Origin of the sequence: Lysobacter sp. H21R4, assembly GCF_015277535.1 — a bacterium.
Taxonomy (GTDB): domain Bacteria; phylum Pseudomonadota; class Gammaproteobacteria; order Xanthomonadales; family Xanthomonadaceae; genus Novilysobacter; species Novilysobacter ciconiae.
In genome coordinates this window covers 2424379-2439011 of record NZ_CP063772.1, presented here as the reverse complement: position 1 = coordinate 2439011, position 14633 = coordinate 2424379, and the positions used below count along the sequence as shown (strand labels likewise).

General features: G+C 68.0%; 16 protein-coding genes. 1 reads left to right on the top strand and 15 read right to left on the bottom strand.

Annotated elements, in window-relative coordinates:
• Positions 1 to 83: 83 nt before the first annotated feature.
• Both INQ40_RS11130 and queD read right to left on the bottom strand, forming a co-directional pair.
• Entirely contained in the window at positions 84 to 521 is a 438-nt protein-coding gene (locus INQ40_RS11130; RefSeq protein WP_194340480.1) for a phasin family protein, read from the bottom strand.
• Between the two features lie 142 nt (positions 522 to 663).
• A complete protein-coding gene (gene queD, locus INQ40_RS11125) occupies positions 664 to 1017 on the bottom strand; it encodes a 6-carboxytetrahydropterin synthase QueD (protein WP_193984567.1) in 354 nt (117 codons plus the stop codon).
• Positions 1018 to 1121: 104 nt separating this feature from the next.
• On the opposite strand from queD, the gene fnr reads away from it, so the two are divergent.
• Complete coding sequence (gene fnr, locus INQ40_RS11120; RefSeq protein WP_194340479.1) at positions 1122 to 1898, top strand: fumarate/nitrate reduction transcriptional regulator Fnr; 777 nt, start codon at positions 1122 to 1124, stop codon at positions 1896 to 1898.
• A gap of 54 nt (positions 1899 to 1952) precedes the next feature.
• On the opposite strand, the gene INQ40_RS11115 is transcribed toward fnr, so the two are convergent.
• The 13 genes from INQ40_RS11115 to nirK form a co-directional block, all read right to left on the bottom strand.
• On the bottom strand, positions 1953 to 2681 hold the full coding sequence (locus tag INQ40_RS11115; protein ID WP_194340478.1) for a sulfite exporter TauE/SafE family protein: 729 nt from the start codon (positions 2679 to 2681) through the stop codon (positions 1953 to 1955).
• Positions 2682 to 2683: 2 nt separating this feature from the next.
• Positions 2684 to 2953 (bottom strand): cbb3-type cytochrome oxidase assembly protein CcoS, encoded by a 270-nt coding sequence (gene ccoS, locus INQ40_RS11110; protein ID WP_194340477.1) that lies wholly within the window; start codon positions 2951 to 2953, stop codon positions 2684 to 2686.
• The gene (locus tag INQ40_RS11105) at positions 2950 to 5415 is read right to left on the bottom strand and encodes a heavy metal translocating P-type ATPase (protein WP_194340476.1); all 2466 of its coding nucleotides are present in this window, start codon (positions 5413 to 5415) and stop codon (positions 2950 to 2952) included. Before INQ40_RS11105 ends, ccoS begins: the two co-directional genes overlap by 4 nt.
• Before the next feature lie 7 nt (positions 5416 to 5422).
• Positions 5423 to 5965 carry a FixH family protein gene (locus INQ40_RS11100; RefSeq protein ID WP_194340475.1) on the bottom strand — a complete coding sequence of 181 codons (543 nt, stop codon included), beginning with the start codon at positions 5963 to 5965 and terminating at the stop codon, positions 5423 to 5425.
• Positions 5962 to 7527, bottom strand: coding sequence for a 4Fe-4S dicluster domain-containing protein (locus INQ40_RS11095; RefSeq protein WP_194340474.1), 1566 nt, complete (start codon positions 7525 to 7527; stop codon positions 5962 to 5964). Before INQ40_RS11095 ends, INQ40_RS11100 begins: the two co-directional genes overlap by 4 nt.
• A 21-nt stretch (positions 7528 to 7548) precedes the next feature.
• Entirely contained in the window at positions 7549 to 7821 is a 273-nt protein-coding gene (locus tag INQ40_RS11090) for a hypothetical protein (RefSeq protein ID WP_193987362.1), read from the bottom strand.
• A 23-nt stretch (positions 7822 to 7844) separates the two neighbouring features.
• Entirely contained in the window at positions 7845 to 8771 is a 927-nt protein-coding gene (gene ccoP, locus INQ40_RS11085; protein WP_193984552.1) for a cytochrome-c oxidase, cbb3-type subunit III, read from the bottom strand.
• The gene (locus INQ40_RS11080) at positions 8768 to 8941 is read right to left on the bottom strand and encodes a cbb3-type cytochrome c oxidase subunit 3 (RefSeq protein WP_194340473.1); all 174 of its coding nucleotides are present in this window, start codon (positions 8939 to 8941) and stop codon (positions 8768 to 8770) included. The genes ccoP and INQ40_RS11080 overlap by 4 nt, the downstream gene beginning before the upstream one ends.
• 3 nt (positions 8942 to 8944) lie before the next feature.
• A complete protein-coding gene (ccoO, locus tag INQ40_RS11075) occupies positions 8945 to 9559 on the bottom strand; it encodes a cytochrome-c oxidase, cbb3-type subunit II (protein WP_193984548.1) in 615 nt (204 codons plus the stop codon).
• A 10-nt stretch (positions 9560 to 9569) separates the two neighbouring features.
• Positions 9570 to 11042 (bottom strand): cytochrome-c oxidase, cbb3-type subunit I, encoded by a 1473-nt coding sequence (gene ccoN, locus INQ40_RS11070; protein WP_194342543.1) that lies wholly within the window; start codon positions 11040 to 11042, stop codon positions 9570 to 9572.
• A gap of 401 nt (positions 11043 to 11443) precedes the next feature.
• Positions 11444 to 12055 (bottom strand): SCO family protein, encoded by a 612-nt coding sequence (locus INQ40_RS11065; protein ID WP_194340472.1) that lies wholly within the window; start codon positions 12053 to 12055, stop codon positions 11444 to 11446.
• A complete protein-coding gene (locus INQ40_RS11060) occupies positions 12052 to 12828 on the bottom strand; it encodes a formylglycine-generating enzyme family protein (protein WP_228482009.1) in 777 nt (258 codons plus the stop codon). Before INQ40_RS11060 ends, INQ40_RS11065 begins: the two co-directional genes overlap by 4 nt.
• 1 nt (position 12829) lies before the next feature.
• Positions 12830 to 14353 (bottom strand): copper-containing nitrite reductase, encoded by a 1524-nt coding sequence (gene nirK, locus INQ40_RS11055; protein ID WP_194340471.1) that lies wholly within the window; start codon positions 14351 to 14353, stop codon positions 12830 to 12832.
• Positions 14354 to 14633 lie beyond the last annotated feature (280 nt).

Below are 14633 nucleotides of genomic sequence, written 5' to 3'. Positions count from 1 at the left end.
AACCAGTCTAGCTGACAATAAAAAACCCGGAGGCTTGCGCTTCCGGGTTCGTTCTTACCGCCGGGGCGGGAAGCGGGCCAGTCTTACTTGGCCTTGGAGGCCTTGCCGGCGCCCTTGGCGAACGACTGGCTCTTCTCGTTGACCGCATTGGCGACCTGCTCGGCGCTGGACTGGGCGGTCTGCGCGGCCGAGGCAAGCTGCGACTTGGTGATGTCGGCGATCTGCTCGTTGGTCTTGCTGCTGTGCTCCATCACCTTCTGGCTGACGGCAACGCCGCGCTCGAGGTTCTCGCGCGCCACCTGCACGCCCTTGGGCCAGATGTTCTTGATGCCGTCGGCGTCGCGCACTTCGGCCGCTTCGCCCAGGAAGGCGAACGTGGCGTTGGCGCGGTCCTGGATGGCGGCCAGCTGCAGGGCGAAGATCGACTCGGTGCTTTCGATCGCCAGGCGGTTGACCTGGGCGGCGGCATCGGCGAACTCGCGGGTAGCGGCGGCAAACTGCTCGTTGAATTGGCTGTACATGACGGACTCTCCTGTGATTCTCGACAAGAGGTTTGTCGATTTGTGCGTTGCAGCATATCGCGCGGTATGGTGCGATGCAACATATGGCGTTCAGGTCCGTTCAGCAAGGGTTTCAGCGGTGTCAGCGAACTCGCAGCAGCAATCAGCCGCGGTAACGACACCCCGAGGTGCAGGTCTCATGCACGACCACTTCACTGAGCAGGGGCAGCGCCGGCTTCAGGCGGTCCCAGATCCACAACGCAAGACGCTCGCTGGTCGGGTTCTCCAGCCCGGGCACCTCGTTGAGGTAGTGGTGGTCGAGCTGGTCATACAGCGGCTGGAACGCGGCCTTGATGTCGGAGAAATCCATGATCCAACCGGTGTGCTCGCCGGGCTCGCCTTCCACGTGGATCTCGATACGGAAGGAGTGGCCGTGCAGGCGCGCGCACTTGTGCCCTTCCGGCACGTTGGGCAGGCGGTGCGCCGCCTCGAGGGTGAAGCTCTTGAAGATGTTCATGGCGCCATTGTATCGGCAGGACGCCGCGCACCCGGTTCCACACGCTGAACTGGCGAGCAGGGCGATTCGTCGCGCGCGCCGGTGTGGTGGCAAGATGAGCGCACATGGAAACCCTATCCAAGCCGACCGCGGTCATCGACCTGGCCTCGCTGCGCCATGGTTGCGCCCAGTGTTCGCTGCGACAGCTTTGCCTGCCGGCGGGAATCGGCGCCGGCGACCTGCAGCAGCTGGACGAAATCGTGAAACGCCGGCGCCCGGTAGAGCGCGGCGACTTGCTGTTCCGCGCCGGCGACCGGCTCGGGGCGGTGTACGTCGCCCGTAATGGCGCGTTCAAGACCGTCAGCACCAGCGAGGAGGGCGACGCGCAGGTGGTCGGGTTCCATATTGCCGGCGAGCTGATCGGCCTGGATGCGCTGGGCGAGGGGGTCCACCGCTGTGATGCGGTGGCGCTGACCGCGGCCAATGTGTGCGAGGTGCCGTTCGAGCAGTTGACTGCCGTGGCTGCCCAGGTGCCAGGCCTGCAGCAGCAGTTGATGCGGGTCATCGGCCACAGCATGTCGCGCGACCAGGACCACCTGCAGATGCTGGTGCGGCGCCAGGCCAACGAGCGCATTGCGCTGTTCCTGGTCGGCCTGTGCGAGCGGTTGCGCAACATCGGCGAATCGGCCACCCAGTTCCGGCTGCCGATGCGCCGCGAGGACATCGCGCATTTTCTCGGGCTGGCACTGGAAACCGTCAGCCGCGGCTTCAGCCGGCTGCAGGACGATGGCGTGATCGCCGTGGTCGGGCGCAAGGTGGAAATCCTCGATGCCGCGGAGCTGCAGCGACTGGCGCAGGGCGGCGAGCTGCCATGCCCGGTGAAGCGGGGCGCGACCGGCTGAATCGATTGCCGGAGGCTTCGAGCGGGCGTTGCGCGCGGGCGATGTCCCGGATAGCTACACGGTGCGCGGCAGGCATCCCAGCGCGCTCAGCAGCCCGTGCAGCGCCGGCAAATGCATCAACCATGGCGAGGCGATGGTGAGCAGGCCGGCGGCAAGCACCAACAGGCCCGCGCCCATGCGCCATCCGCCGCGCTGCAGACGCTGGCCCAGCCGTGCACCCGACCAGGTCAGCGAGACCATCAGCGGCAGCGTGCCCAGGCCGAAGGCGGCCATGGTCAAGGCGCTGTTGCGCGCATCGGCCTGCAGCCACGCCGCGGCGAGCATGGTGGTGCTCAGGCCGCACGGCATCCAGCCCCACAGCATGCCCAGGCCGATCCGCTTGGCACTGGTGTTGGCCGGCAGCAGGCGGCGCTGCAATGGCCGCAGCTTCGACCACAACGTCCCCGTGCCGGGGCCTGACAGGAATGCCAGGCGCCCCTTGCGATCCAGCAGGCGGATGGCGACCACCACCAGCACCAGGCCGACTCCGGCGCGCAGCGCCATCGCGAGCCATTCCACCCGCGCCAGATCCAGGATGCCGTGGCCGAAGCCACCGACCAGCGCGCCGGCCAGGGTGTAGCCAAGGACGCGGCCGAGATTCGGCTCGACCGCGTATTTCCAGCTCGCCCGCGGTCCCATCGCCGAGAAACCCGTCGCGATGCCGCCGCACATTGCGGCGCAGTGGACGCCGCCCATCAGGCCGGTGAGGAGGGCGGCGCCCAGCGTCAGCCAGTCCAGCGGCATCGTCAGTCGATCCGGTCCTGCGCGGCGGCGTCCCCGTCGGCACCGGCACTGGCCAGAGGCGGCGCGGCGGCAGACGTCCCTGCGCCCGGCGGATGAGTCTTGTCGGTGCGCGGACCAGCAACCGGCCGGTCGTGCTCGTCCTCGCGCAGGATGTCCAGCGCCGGGGTATCCATGTCCTCGAACTGGCCGCGCTTGACCGCCCAGATGAAGGCCCACAGGGCCACGCCCAGCCCGAGCATGCTGACCGGAATCAGGAACAGCAGGATGTTCATGGGCGACCCTCCGCGGCCGTCAGTCGGGGACGCGGCAGCGCCGGTGCGCTGGTCGGCGCGCGGGTCAGGCGCAGTGCGTTTGCGGTCACGATAAGCGAGGACAGCGCCATGCCCAGCGCGGCGATCCATGGCGTGACCATGCCTGCCGCCGCCAGCGGCAGGGCGAGCACGTTGTAGCCGATCGCCCAGGCAATGTTCTGGTGGATGATGCGGCGCGTCCGCCGGGCCACCGAGATGGCCTCCGGGATGCGCGACAGCGAGGATCCGGTCAGCACCAGGTCGGCGGCGCGTTGGGCCAGCGCGGCGCCTTCGCCGATCGCCAGCGAGACATCCGCGCCGGCGAGCACGGGCGCGTCGTTGAGGCCGTCGCCGATCATCGCCACGATGCGTCCTTGGGCCTGCAGCGCGCGGGCGTAGGCGAGCTTGTCCTCCGGGCTCTGCCGCGCATGCGCGTCCTCGATGCCGACCTGGTGGGCGAAGCGCTCCACCGCGCCGGCGGCGTCGCCGCTGGACAGGTGGACCGAGAGTCCCAACCCGCGCAGCGATGCCACCGCGACGCGGGCGTCGGCGCGTTCGGACTCGGCCAGCTGGAAACGGGCCACGGCCTGGGCACCGTCGCCGAGCCAGAGCCAGCCGTCGTCGCTGGCACCGGCGGCGAAACCCGCCTGCCCCAGGCGCCACCGCCGGCCGTCGACCACGCCCTCGATGCCCTGGCCGGGGACCGCGCGTACCTCGCGGGCCAGCGGCGCGTGCTCCACGCGTGCGAACGCGCGCGCGATCGGATGGCCGCTGTCGCGCTCCAGCGCCGCGGCGATGCGCAGCACCTGGCTGCGATCCAGATCGGCGGATACCTCGACCGCGGCCAGCGCGGGCTTGCCGTCGCTGAGGGTGCCGGTCTTGTCGAACACGATGTCGGTGGCGTCGGCCAGCCGGTCCAGGGCGTTCTCGCGCACCGCCAGCACGCCAAGTTTGGCCAGCGCGCCGTGCGCTGCCGCCAGCGCGGCGGGCACGGCCAGTGACAACGCGCACGGGCAGCTGATCACCAGCAGCGCCAGGGTGACCTCGAAGGCGCGCGACGGGTCGTAGGCGCGCCAGCCGACGTACACCGCGACCGTCGCCAGCAGCAGGCCGCTGACGAAATAGTGGGCGATCCGCTCGGCGGTGCGGGCCAGCGCCGGGCGCTGCGCCTGCGCCTGTTCGACCAGGCGCGCCAGTTGCGACAGGCGGGTGGCGCTGCCGGTTTCGGTGACCGCCAGCCGGGCCGGGTGTTCGCGGCAGACGGTGCCGGCGTACACCGGATCGCCCGCGGACTTGTCGACCGGGCTGGACTCGCCGGTGAGCAGCGCTTCCTCGAAGCGTGCGTGGGCATCCAGCAGGCGTCCGTCGGCGGGAACGACCTCGCCCACCGCCACGCAGGCGATGTCGCCGATCACCAATGCCGGCAACGGGATCGACTCCCGGCTGCCATCGGCCAGCTCGCGCGTGGCGAACGCCGGACGCGCGCGGGCCAGCGCATCGACCTGGGCGCTGGCGATGTTGCGGGCCCGTTGCTCGAGCATCCGCGCGATCGAGAGCAGGAACACGAACATCACCGCGGCGTCGTACCAGACGTGTTCGCTGCCGCGGACGGTACCGACCACGCTGGCGAAATACGCCAGCAGGGTGGAGCCGGCGATCAACGTGTCCATGCCGAGCTGGCGGTGGCGCAGCTCGCGCCAAGCGCCGTTGATGAACGGCCAGCCCGCGTAGAACACCACCGGCGTGGAGACCAGGAAGGTCAGCCAACGGAAAAAGTCACGGGTCGGGATCGGCATCGAGCCGGTCGTGTCCAGGTACAGCGAGCCGGCCAGCATCATCGCCTGCATCGATCCCAGGCCGGCGACGCCGATGCGGATCAGGTCGCGGTTGCGCTGGCGCCGATGCGCGCGCTCACGCGCCTCGCCACTGGCCAGATAGGGCCGGTAGCCCAGCGCCACCAGCCGCTCCAGGGGTGCCGACAGCGCGGTTTGCGCCGGATCCCAGGCCACCCGGATCCGTCCGGTGACCGCGTTCGCGCCGGCCTCCAGCACGCCGGCCTCGCGTGCCAGCACGCGGTCGATCAGCCACGCACAGGCCGCGCAGCGCATGCCGTCGGTGAGCAGGGTGATCTCGCGGCCGCCGGGGATGTCGTGGGCGTGTTCGGCGAGCAGCTCGTCGCGGTCCCAGACCGCCAGGTCGACGGGATCGGCATCGACCCGGCCGGCGTGCTGGCTGCGCAGCTGGTAGTAGTCGCCCAGGTCGGCTTCGCGGATCCACTGCGCGGCCGCGGCGCAACCGTCGCAGCAGAACCGGCGCGATGAGCCATCCAGTTCAACGCGTGCGGGCGCTGCCGGAAGTTCTTCGCCGCAGTGGTAGCAGCCGTCGGTCTCCGCGAGCAGCGAATCGTTGCGCCCGCTGGCGCCTGCGCTCATCGCCGCAGCCATCGCACGGCTACTCGGCCTGCAGGGAAGGCCGCAGGTTGGTGGCCTGCTGGCCCTTGGGGAGACGCCCTTTCAGGCGCCAGTGCGCGTCTTCCGGTCCCAGCTCGACCTTCCAGTCGTGGCTGTCGTCCAGCCTGGCGTCGACCCGCCAGCCCAGCTCGCCCGGGGCAAGCAACAGCACGGTATCGCGCGCCGAGTCGGCCGGGTGGGCGAGGGTCAGCCGCAGCGGTGCGGTGTGGTCGAAGCTGCCACTGACCGGGAGCACTTCGATGAAGCCGCCCTCCAGGTCGGTACGCACGATCGCGCTGAGCTTCTGCTCACCGGCCACCGCATCCGCGCTCAGGTCGGCGGTCTGGATCTGCGCGGTGCGCTGGACATCGTCACGGACCACGTCATTGCCATCGCCGCCGGCGATGAAGATCAGGCCGATGCTGGCAATCACCACGACCGCGGGCAGCGCGATCACCAGCCAGACGATCGGCATGCGCCAGGGCGATTCGGGCTTGTCGCCGCCGTCGACCGGCGTACCGCGTTTTTCCGGGGAGTTGCTCATGGGTTGGGTCCAAAGAAGCTGCTGTCGGCGACCTGGCGGATCTTGCCGTCGGCGGACTCGATGATGAACCGCACCTCGTGGCGGCCGTGCACGCTGGACGGTGCGGTCACCTCCACCGGCACCGATGCCACCTGCGCGCCGAGCACGTGCACGTCGGTGCCCGCCTCGCGCAACTGGATCCCCGGCGTGTCGGTTTCCAAGGTGATGCGGTACGCCTGCTCCAGGTCGGTCTTGTTCACCAGCTTCAGGGTGTAGCCGTTGTCGACCCCGTCGGCGGTGACGCGATAGAGCGCGTTACGGTCGCGCAGCACGTCTACGATCAACGGACTGCGCGCGGCGATGCCCCAGGCCCAGGCGCCGACCAGGACCAGCAGCAGGGTCGCGTAGACGAACACGCGCGGGCGCAGCACGCGGGCCGGCTTGCCATCGATCGCGTTCTGGGTGGAGTAGCGGATCAGGCCTCGCGGGTAGCCCATCTTGTCCATCACCTCGTCGCACACGTCCACGCAGGCACCGCAGGCGATGCAGTCGTACTGCAGGCCGTTGCGGATATCGATGCCGGTCGGGCAGACCTGCACGCACAGGGTGCAATCGATGCAGTCGCCGGCCAGCTCGGGATCCGGACGCGGCAGGGCGACCTCCAGGCTGGCGCCAAATTCCGCGTCGTTGGGCAACCCGGCATCGGCGCGCGCCACTTCCATGGCGTTGCCGGCGGCGTCGTGGCCACTGGCGCGGAACACCAGCTCGTAGGCCAGCACCTTGTCGAGCAGCCCGCGGCCGCGCGAGACCACGTCGCCCAGGCCACGACGTCGCGGCCCCCGCGGCTCGCCGCGCATCGGGTCGTAGGCGATGATCAGCGTGTCGCGGTCGAACATCGCGCTCTGGAAGCGCGCGTACGGGCACATGTAGCGGCACACCTGCTCGCGCAGGAAGCCGGCGTTGCCCAGCGTGGCCAGGGCGTAGAAAAACACCCAGAAGGTCTCCCAGCCGTTCCAGCCAAACGGCCAGATGCGCTGGCCGAGGCTGACGATCGGCGTGAAGAAGCCGACGAAGGTGAAGCCGGTCCACAGCGCGAACACGATCCACAGGGCGTGCTTGCTGCCCTTGCGCAGGATCTTGTTGCGGTTCCACGGCCCGGCATCAAGCTTCATGCGCTTGGCGCGGTCGCCCTCGGTCCAGCGCTCCATCCACAGGAACACTTCGGTCCAGACGGTTTGCGGGCAGGCGTAGCCGCACCAGATGCGTCCGGCCAGGGCAGTGACGAAGAACAGCACCATCGCCAGGATGATCAGCAGCATCGCCAGGAAGGTGAAATCCTGCGGCCAGAAGGTCAGCCCGAAGACGTAGAACTTGCGCGCCGGCAGGTCGAACAGGACCGCCTGGTGGCCGTCCCACTGCAGCCACGGGAACACGTAGTACATGCCCAGCAGCCAGAACACCGCGGCCTTGCGCAGGCGGTCGAACCGGCCGGTGACATCGCGCGGATAGACCTTCCGCTCCTTGACGTAGACGGAGCTTCCGCTGCCGTCGTCAAGGAGGTCGATGTCGATTTTCTTGCTCACCGCAGACTGCCTGTATTGGATTTACTTCGGGGGTAACGACTGGTTGAACCGGCTTGCGGGCCGCAGCAGCAGCCAGGTGAAGAGGCTGGACGACGCGGTCGCCAGCCAGAACATGAAGAAGCCGATCGTGTAACCCAGGCCGGAGGTGATGGACACCTCCGGGAAGGTCATGTCGCGCAGCTGCAGGGGATCGACGAGGGCGAAAAACACCATCGTGGCGACTCCGGCGGCAAAAAAGCTCGGCCACAGGATCGCCCCCACCCGCTGCGCCATCGGGCGTGGCGGGTGGTCCATCGGCGTGGGCTGCGCGTACCGGCTCATGGCGCGGTCGCCGCCGGTTTGTTGGACAACGACCACACGTAGGCGGCGACCAGACGCGTGCGGGTCTCGCCCAGCAGGTCACGGTGCGCCGGCATCACGCCATGGCGCCCGTTCGCAATCGTCTCGTAGAGGCTTTCCTTGCTGTCGCCGTACATCCAGTAGTCGTCGGTCAAATCGGGCGCGCCGAGTGCCTGGTTGCCCTTGCCCTCGACCCCGTGACAGGCCACGCAGACACCGTCGTAGAGCTTCTTGCCGCGCGCGGCCATGAAGTCGTTGCGGGTTGACTGGTCGGCGGTGCCGAGCGCGCGGACATAGGCGATCACGTAGTCGACCGCGTTCTCGCCGCCCATGCCGGTCAGCACCTTGCCCCATTCGGGCATCACGCCTTCGCGGCCGTCCAGGATCGTCTCCAGGATGGTCTCCGGCTCGCCGCCCCAGTGCCAGATGTCGTCGGTCAGGTTCGGGTAGCCGATCGCGCCCTGCGCGGAGGAGCCGTGGCAGGTCGCGCAGGTGTTGGCGAAGATCGAGCGGCCCAGGTTGAGCGCGACCGGATCACCGGCAAGCTGGTCGATCGGCTGGCCCTCGTAGGGACGGAAGGTTTCGGCCAGGGTCTCGTCCCAGACCGCCTTGTCCTGGGCGTGTTCCTGGGCCGAGCTCCAGCCGCTGAAGCCGGGGTACTTGCCCAGGCCGCCATACCAGAAGAAGTAGGCCAGACCGAACACCAGGCTGATGTAGAAGCCCTGGATCCACCAGCGCGGCATCGGCTTGTTGTACTCGGTGATGTCCTCGTCCCAGTAGTGGCTGGTTTCCTCGGGCTTGGGGTCGCCGGGGCGCCGCTTGGAGGTCCACCACAGCAACCACGCGATACCGATCAGGTTGAGTGCCGCCAGGGCAATGACATACCACGACCAACTGGTGCTCATGCGTCCTGTTTCCTTGCATGGTGGGCAGCGACGCCAAGGTCGTCCGGTTCGTCCTCGAGGGCGAGGCGGGCGGTCTCCTCAAACGACGCCTTGTTCTCCGGGCGCCAGGCCCAGATCCAGATGCCGATGAAGACCAGCATCAGGAAGACGGTGATGAATCCGGAAAGCATGGCTCAACCTCCGCGCGGCGCATGCAGGCCGAGGCCCTGCAGGTAGGCGACAACGGCGTCCAGTTCGGTCTTGCCGGCGACGTCCTCGGCGGCACTGGCGACTTCCTCGTCGGTGTACGGGTCGCCCAGGCGCTGCAGCGCCTTCATGTGCCGGGTGATCTTGGCGCCGCTGACCTCGTTCTTCGCCAGCCACGGGAAGGCCGGCATGTTCGACTCGGGCACCAGCGCGCGCGGGTCGACCATGTGCACGCGGTGCCAGTCGTCGGAGTAGCGCCCGCCGATCCGGGCCAGGTCCGGCCCGGTGCGCTTGGAACCCCACTGGAACGGGCGGTCGTAGACCGACTCGCCGGCCAGGGAGTAGTGCCCGTAACGCTCGGTCTCGAAGCGCAGCGTGCGGATCATCTGCGAGTGGCAGTTGTAGCAACCCTCGCGCACGTACACGTCGCGCCCGGCCAGTTGCAGCGCCGGGTAGGGTTTCACGCCGGGCAGCGGCTCGATCGCCTCGGCCTGGTACATCAGCGGCACGATCTCCGCCAATCCTCCCAGCGAGACCGCCACGGCGACCAGCACCGCGAGCAGGCCGACGTTTTTCTCGATTTTTTCGTGTCCGATAGCCATCTTTTCGTCCTCAGCCCTGTGCCTCGGCCGCATGCGGCGGCAGTACCGGGTGTGCAGCAGGAACCTGCACGCTCTGGCGCGTACGCCACATGTTCCACGACATCAGGCAGACGCCCGCCAGCACCATGACCCCGCCGAGCAGGCGGCCCAGGTAGTAGGGGTAGGTGACGGCCAGCGACTCGACGAAGCTGTAGGTCAGCGTGCCGTCGGCGTTGGTCGCCCGCCACATCAGGCCCTGGGTGATCCCGGCGATCCACATCGAGGCGATGTAGAACACCACGCCGATGGTGTGCAGCCAGAAGTGCGCGTCGATCCACTTGATCGAGAACATCTCCTTGGCACCGATCAGGCGCGGATACAGCGAGTACAGCGAGCCAAACGAGATCATCGCCACCCAGCCCAGGGTGCCGGCGTGGACGTGGCCCACGGTCCAGTCGGTGTAGTGGCTGAGCGAGTTGACGGTCTTGATCGACAGCAGCGGGCCTTCAAAGGTCGCGATCATGTAGAAGCTGATGGCGACGATCAGGAACTTCAGGATCGGGTCGGTGCGCAGTTTGTGCCACACGCCCGACAGGGTCAGGATGCCGTTCATCGCCCCGCCCCAGCTGGGAGCCAGCAGGATCACCGAGAACACCATGCCCACCGACTGCGCCCAGTCGGGCAGGGCGGTGTAGTGCAGATGGTGCGGGCCGGCCCACATGTAGACCGAGATCAGCGCCCAGAAGTGCACGATCGACAGGCGGTAGGAGTAGATCGGGCGCTGGGCCTGCTTGGGGACGAAGTAGTACATCATCGCCAGGTAGCCCACGGTCAGCAGGAATGCCACCGCGTTGTGCCCGTACCACCACTGCGCCATCGCATCCACGGCGCCGGTGTAGAGCGAGTAGGACTTGAACAGCCCGGCCGGCATGGCCAGGTTGTTGACGATGTGCAGCATGCACACGCCGATGATGTAGGCGCCGTAGAACCAGTTGGCGACATAGATGTGCTTGACCCTGCGCTTGGCGATGGTGCCGAAGAACAGCCAGCCGTACGCCACCCAGACGACCGCGATCAGGATGTCGATCGGCCATTCCAGCTCGGCGTATTCCTTGCTCTGGGTGATGCCCAGCGGCAGGGTGATCAGCGCGCTGACCATGGCCAGCTGCCAGCCCCAGAAGACGAAGCTGGCGAGCCTGTCCGACAGCAGGCGCACATGGCAGGTGCGCTGGACCACGTAGAGGCTGGTGGCAAACAGCACCGAGCCGCCGAAGGCGAAGATCACCCCGTTGGTGTGCAGCGGACGCAGCCGGCCGTAGCTGAGCCACGGCGTGTCGAAGTTGAGCGCCGGCCAGTACAGCTGGGCGGCGATGAACACGCCGACCGCCATGCCCACGATGCCCCAGAACATTGTCGCCACCACGAACTGGTGAACCACCTTGTCGTTGTAGTAGCCGCGCGGAGCGGCAGCCTCGGGCACGCCGGGAGCGCCCGGCCTTGCCATGGCATCGTGATGCACAGTCATGAATGGACCTTCATTTGCGTTAGCACCTATTTTCCCGAATGCAAGCTGTCGGGTACTTGATCTGGATCAATCCGGTGGGGTGTGGTCGGTGGTAGGGGTGCCTGCGGGATGCCGGGGCCGACCACTTTCCGATGAGTCCGTGGCACGTCTTGGCGCGCACCGGCATCAGCACGGAGGAACGCATACCGCATCGCCGTGATGGACCGGCTGGGCGCATTGACTGCCCGCCTTCCTGCCGCCGCTGGAGACCAGCGCTGCGCGCGGCCAGGTACGGACATTGTAGATGATCGCGCAGAGGAAGCGCAGCCTCGCGCGCCCCGCGCGGCGGCGGGCCGTGGCGAAATAGGCGCCACCTGCGGCGGGCCCGGGTGGCGCGGGGTTTACCTGAGGGCCTTGCGCACTGCCTCGACGAACTCGGGGTCCGGCTTGCTGCCCATCTTCTCGGTACGCGCCAGGATCCGGCCTTCGCCGTCGAGCAGGACCAGGGCGCTGGTGTGGTTGAACTCGCCGTCGGCCAGCGCGCGATAGCGGATGTTGAGCACGCCGGCCACCGATCGCACGTCCTCGGCCGCGGGACTGGCCAGGGTCCACTGCGCCGGATCGAGCTTGCGCTGGGTAGCGACCTTGGCGAGCGCCTGCGGTGTGTCCCGGGCCGGGTCCATGCTGATCAGGGTGATGCCGAGCCGAGCGCGCTCCGCGTCGCTGAGCTGCTTCTGCACCGCCTTGCCACTGTCGATGATCAGCGGGCAGATGTACTGGCAGGAGGTGTAGAACATCGACACCAGCTGCGGCTGGCCGCGCCTGTCGCGCCACGCGCTGGTGCGGCCGGCCTGGTCGGTCAGTTGCACATCCAACTGGTAGACCGAATTGCCCGGCAAGGGCATCTTCGGCATCTTCTGCGAGGCGGGGGAGGCGGCGATGGCCGAAGCCGGGATCGCCACCGTGCCGCCGGCCAGCACGGCCATGGCGATGGAAAGGGCCAGTGATTTCATGGTGAGTCCTTGACGCAGCGGAAACCCAGGTTGGCGGTGGTCGCCTCGGCGCTGAGCGAGGACAGCATCGCCACGCGCATCAGTACCGCGTAGTTGTCACGGTCGTTCATGGACAGCGCGCCGGCGCCGCAGAAGCGCGCGTTGTCAGGGTCGCCCTGGTTGCGGTTGTCGGCGTCCATCAGCATCGATGAGAAATCCTCGGTCCACTCCCAGACCAGCCCGTGCAGGTCCTGCACGCCGTAGACGTTGGCCGGTTGCAGGCCGGCGCGGGGCAGGGCGGTGTTGGAGGGACGCGAGTACCAGCGCAGGATGCGCTCGCGCCAGATGCGGTCGCTGCGGGCGTCGCGCCGCGTCTCATCGGCGGCCGCGGCGTATTCCCATTCCGTCCAGGTCGGCAGGCGCGCGCCCTGGGCAGCGCAGTAGGCATCGGCGGCGAACCAGCTGACCTGAACCACCGGCTGCCCAGGCTTGGCGGTATCGCCCAGCTCCAGCGGACCGGCCCAGTGCGAGAGGTAGCGCTTCTCGGCCATGACGGTCGGGGCGCGGCCGCGCTGCCACTTCGGGTTGGCCTTCACGAACGCCAGGTACTCGGCGTTGGTGACGGGGGTGCGCATCATCGAGTAGGCCGCGACCGGCTGTTTGCCGGGCGCGTCTTCGTAGTTGAGTGCACTGGCAAACCGTCCGGCGGGTATCGGCAGGTAGCTCCCTTCGCCGGCGAGCACGCCGACGAAAGGGCTGGCCACCAGTACCGCGGCGGCGATTACGCGGATCACGTCAGTGGCCCGCCGAGGCGTTGGCCGGCTTCTGCTTGCGGATTTCGGCAACCTCGTCCTTGCTGATCTTGCCGCCCGGATTGTTCCAGCTGTTGAGCACGTAGGTGGAGATGTTGGCCACCTCGTCGTCGGTGAGCTGGTTCATCGGCGGCATGATCGAGTCGTAGTCCTCGCCGTTGACGGTGACCTTGCCCTGCAGGCCGTGCAGGATCACCCGCGGCAGCGATTTCGGATCGGCCTTGATGTAGTCCGACGCCGCGATCGGCGGAAACACACCGGCCATGCCCTCGCCGTTGCCCTGGTGGCAGGTCGAGCAGGTGCCCATGAACAGCTCCTTGCCGGCCGCGATCTGCTCCTCGACGGTCAGCTCGCCACTGGCCTGGGCCTTGGCCGCCACGGCCACCGCACCCAGGCTGTCGCCGGCGCGATCGCCGATGTACATCTCGTCGACTTCCAGGCCCGAGTAGATCGCCTTGTTCTCCGGGCCGTCGGCCTTGAGGATCGCCAGCGCGCCCTTGTTGAACGCGCGGAATATGCTGTGGTCGACCAGCACGTAGCTGCCGGGGACTTCCAGGTGGAACTCCATCATCGCCGCGCCGCCCGCCGGGATCAGCGTGGTCTGCACGTTTTCCTGGTAGTTGGTGCCGCCCTCGTACCAGACCTTGTCGAAGATCTCGCCAATGACGTGGAAGCTCGACACCAGGTTGGGGCCGCCGTTGCCGACGTACATGCGCACGGTCTCGCCGACCTTGGCGGTCAGGGAGTTGTCACCGGTGGTGGAACCTTCCGAGCCGTTGAACAGGACGTAGGTCGGGTTCTCGTCGATCGCCTTTTCCATGTCGAAGGGCTGCAGGCCCTTCTCGCGGTACTTGCCGGTGGTGTAGAAGTCGCCCTGCATCACGTAGTACTCGCGGTCGACCTCGGGCAGGCCCTCCGGCGGCTCGACCAGGATCATGCCGTACATGCCGTTGGCGATATGCATGCCGACCGGCGCGGTTGCGCAGTGGTACACGAACAGGCCGGCGTTGAGCGCCTTGAAGGTGAACTGGGTGCGGTGACCGGGCGCGGTGAAGCTGGATGCGGCGCCGCCGCCCGGACCGGTCACGCCGTGCAGGTCGATGTTGTGGGGCATCTTGCTGTCGGGCATGTTGCGCAGGTGGAACTCGACCGTATCGCCCTGGCGCACGCGGATGAAGCTGCCCGGCACGGTGCCGCCGAAGGTCCAGAAGGTGTAGTCCACGCCCTCGGAGATCGGCATGACCTTCTCGATCACGTCCAGCTCGACGATCACCTTGGCCGGCGCGGTGCGCCCGGTGGCCGGCGGCACCATCGGCGGGCTGGTCAGGATCGCGTTGACCGGCTCGCCCTGCGGCGGACCGAAGTCGCCCTTGCGCGAGCCGACGATCCTGTCCTGGCTGGTGCCGGCGGACGCGTTGTCGGTGGCGGGGCCGGAGCGGTCGCAGCCTGGCAATGCCAATGCCAGAGCCGCCAGCAGCGGTATCAAGTAGATGGTCTTGCGCTTCATGCAGGGCTCTCTGTGCTGGACGATGGATGTGCGCGTTGCCGGTCCGCTGGCGTTCCGGCGGCTCGACGTTGGGTTCGCGCTAGGGTCGCAGCAAGCGCGCCGGGTAATTTGATCCGGATCAAATTTGCACCCGTGGGACGCGCGTATCCGCCCGGTTCTTGACCGGGGTCACGTGGCGGCGTTTTCCTCGCCGCTTGGCTGGCAAACCCGGCGCGCGAGCGTAAAGTGACCGGCAAGGACCGGCTGGGCGCATGTCGCCGGTGCGGTCGCGCCGCCGCAC

Coding starts and splice junctions, on each gene's coding strand:
- INQ40_RS11105 (WP_194340476.1), bottom strand. CDS start 5,415: ATGGCTGCGGCGATGAGCGCAGGCGCCAGCGGGCGCAACGATTCGCTG.
- ccoP (WP_193984552.1), bottom strand. CDS start 8,771: ATGAGCACCAGTTGGTCGTGGTATGTCATTGCCCTGGCGGCACTCAAC.
- fnr (WP_194340479.1), top strand. CDS start 1,122: ATGGAAACCCTATCCAAGCCGACCGCGGTCATCGACCTGGCCTCGCTG.
- INQ40_RS11130 (WP_194340480.1), bottom strand. CDS start 521: ATGTACAGCCAATTCAACGAGCAGTTTGCCGCCGCTACCCGCGAGTTC.
- queD (WP_193984567.1), bottom strand. CDS start 1,017: ATGAACATCTTCAAGAGCTTCACCCTCGAGGCGGCGCACCGCCTGCCC.
- INQ40_RS11065 (WP_194340472.1), bottom strand. CDS start 12,055: ATGAAATCACTGGCCCTTTCCATCGCCATGGCCGTGCTGGCCGGCGGC.
- INQ40_RS11100 (WP_194340475.1), bottom strand. CDS start 5,965: ATGAGCAACTCCCCGGAAAAACGCGGTACGCCGGTCGACGGCGGCGAC.
- INQ40_RS11080 (WP_194340473.1), bottom strand. CDS start 8,941: ATGCTTTCCGGATTCATCACCGTCTTCCTGATGCTGGTCTTCATCGGC.
- ccoO (WP_193984548.1), bottom strand. CDS start 9,559: ATGGCTATCGGACACGAAAAAATCGAGAAAAACGTCGGCCTGCTCGCG.
- nirK (WP_194340471.1), bottom strand. CDS start 14,353: ATGAAGCGCAAGACCATCTACTTGATACCGCTGCTGGCGGCTCTGGCA.
- ccoN (WP_194342543.1), bottom strand. CDS start 11,042: ATGGCAAGGCCGGGCGCTCCCGGCGTGCCCGAGGCTGCCGCTCCGCGC.
- ccoS (WP_194340477.1), bottom strand. CDS start 2,953: ATGAACATCCTGCTGTTCCTGATTCCGGTCAGCATGCTCGGGCTGGGC.
- INQ40_RS11090 (WP_193987362.1), bottom strand. CDS start 7,821: ATGGACCACCCGCCACGCCCGATGGCGCAGCGGGTGGGGGCGATCCTG.
- INQ40_RS11115 (WP_194340478.1), bottom strand. CDS start 2,681: ATGCCGCTGGACTGGCTGACGCTGGGCGCCGCCCTCCTCACCGGCCTG.